This window comes from Acidithiobacillus sp. TH-A36 (assembly GCF_057473445.1).
This window is the reverse complement of the sequence record NZ_JBYCKP010000696.1, coordinates 1-2280: the sequence shown is the minus strand read 5'-3', so window position 1 is coordinate 2280 and position 2280 is coordinate 1. Positions and strand designations below refer to the sequence as shown.

Below are 2280 nucleotides of genomic sequence, written 5' to 3'. Positions count from 1 at the left end.
GATTTGTTCTCGGCTTTGCAGGGCCAACGTTACGATCTGATTATCAGCAACCCCCCCTACGTGGATGCCGCAGCCATGGCCGAGCTACCCCCGGAATACACCCATGAACCACGCCTGGCCCTTGCCGCTGGTACGGATGGACTGGACTGTCTCCTGCCCCTGCTGGAACAGGCTCCCCGGTATATGGAAGCAGGCGGAGTATTGATTGTGGAAACCGGCGACGCAGAAGTAGCCCTCAGCGAACAGCGACCCGATTTGCCGCTGATCTGGCTGGAGCACCCTGCGGGTGGCTCCGGTGTTTTCCTGATGACCTATTCATGAATCAGTACGAGTGCCTTCAATGGGATGTTTTTCCTCGCTGAACAGCAGCTGTAAAAACACCCGCACCGCCCGCGACTAAAAATCTGTCTGCGGGCGAATGAGAAACAGCGTCCAGAATAAACCACGCGGCGGCTCCAGACGCAGGGAAGCCAAGGGCCAGCGGACCTTGTCCAGTGCCTCTACCGAGGCAAAGCCAATACCCAATCCTGCCGCGACCGCGTCGCGCAGGGCTTCGACACCCGTTACCTCCACGCTGTAACGGGCACACAATCCGGCATGGGCAATGGCGGCCTCCACGCGGCGCCGGATCCCTGAATGGGCTTCTCTCCAGACGATGGGTTGTTGCAGAATTTCCTCCCAGCGCGCCGATTGCCGTCCTTCCTCCACCCAGGGATGATCCCGGGGCAGAATGGCCACCAGTTCATCTTCGCGCCAGGCTTCCTGCTCCATGTGTTGGGGCAAATGGTCTGCAACAATTTGTTCTTCGGTAAACAGCAAATCCCAACTCCCCAAAGAAAGGGCATCCGGCAAAGGACCCGTTTTCAATTGCAACTGGATACTCGGGTAGGCACTGCGGAAGCGCGCCAGATGTTCCATCAAAAAATAGTTGGCGACCGTATTGGTAGCCGCAATGCGTAAACTGCCTTCCTGCAGGTTCTGACGCCGCGCTGACCAGCTTTCCACCTCCTCCAGGCTTTCGCGCAGGCGGCGGGCATAGGGCAACAGGGACTCACCCGCTGCCGTCAGCTTGATACCGCGACCACTGCGTTGATAAAGCGGTTCTCCCAAATTCAGCTGCAATGCCCGCAGCCGCTCGGAAACAGCGGGCTGGCTGCGCTGCAACATCCGGGCCCCACGTCCTACCCCTTCGGCTTCGGCAACAGCCAAAAAGGCCAACAATTCTTCTGCATGTATTTTCAATAGGATTTTCCGATGAATGCGTGCAAATCAATCTATTAGTTCTATATTAGTGACAGCGCTACAGTAGGGCAAATTTGATGGGAGACACCCGATGGAGCGCATCCAGCCATTGTCCAGATCCTGGCCACTTTTTGCAGGCGTAGCACTGGCTTTGGGCATGGGCTCTTTTGATGGCGCCTCGGTACAGGGTATTTTTCCTTATGTGGCGGGCGGCCTTTCCACCAGTAACGATCACGCCCTGTGGACCCTCACCTACTTCATCGTACACTGGTCCCTGGGTATTACCCTCATGCCCTGGACCACCCAGCGCTTTGGCATGCGGCGCGTATTCCAGATGGCCGTTATGGTCGCCGGCATCGGCACCATCATCAGCGCCACCACCAGTAATCTCTGGATCATGCTGCTTTCCCGTGCCCTCGAAGGGATTGCCGCCGGACTGCTGGTCCCCCTGAGCCAGAGCCTGTTTCTGCGCCATAGCCCCGAACGACAGCATGGCCTGGTCACCATTTTCTGGAGTAATGCCATGCTGGTTCCCTTTTTTTTCGGGCCGGCCCTGGGCGGTTTACTGGCTACAGACCTGGGTTATCGCAGTATTTTTCTGCTTTCCCTGCCTTTCTGGATACTGGCATTACTGCTCGGTAGCAGTGGTATCCCCAAAGATCAGGGGCGAAAAAACATGCCACCCTTTGACGGCTGGGGATTCGGCCTGCTCTACGCCGGACTGATGAGCCTGCAAATCGTACTTGATCAGGGCGAGGAATATGGCTGGTGGCACTCCGCATTTATTCTGAAAATGACCCTGATTGCTCTGGCTTGTTTTTTGCTGTTTGCCTGGCGCGAAAGCGAAACAGACCACCCCTTGCTGGAAATCCATTTTCTGAAGCGGCGCAATTACTGGTTGGGGCTTTTGTTACTCTGCCTGGGATGGGCCATGTTCATGGGCTGGGCTTCCATTTTACCGCTTTGGGCGGAAGAAGATTTGGGCTTCAACGGATTCTGGGCCAGCCTCGTTCTTTTTCCCATTGGGCTGGGGGCGAT

At 56.6% G+C, this 2280-nt stretch carries 2 protein-coding genes and 1 pseudogene; 2 read left to right on the top strand and 1 reads right to left on the bottom strand.

Annotated features, from left to right (window positions below; genetic code table 11):
* Positions 1-321: pseudogene (locus AC2VLY_RS17295) on the top strand (50S ribosomal protein L3 N(5)-glutamine methyltransferase); the annotation flags it as partial.
* 75 nt (positions 322-396) lie between these two features.
* Here AC2VLY_RS17295 and AC2VLY_RS17290 read toward each other — a convergent pair.
* Complete coding sequence (locus AC2VLY_RS17290; RefSeq protein WP_486892697.1) at positions 397-1242, bottom strand: LysR family transcriptional regulator; 846 nt, start codon at positions 1240-1242, stop codon at positions 397-399.
* Between the two features lie 91 nt (positions 1243-1333).
* Between AC2VLY_RS17290 and AC2VLY_RS17285 the strand changes: the two genes are divergently transcribed.
* Positions 1334-2280, top strand: a 947-nt coding sequence (locus AC2VLY_RS17285; RefSeq protein WP_486922729.1) for an MFS transporter, incomplete at its 3' end; no start/stop codon positions are given.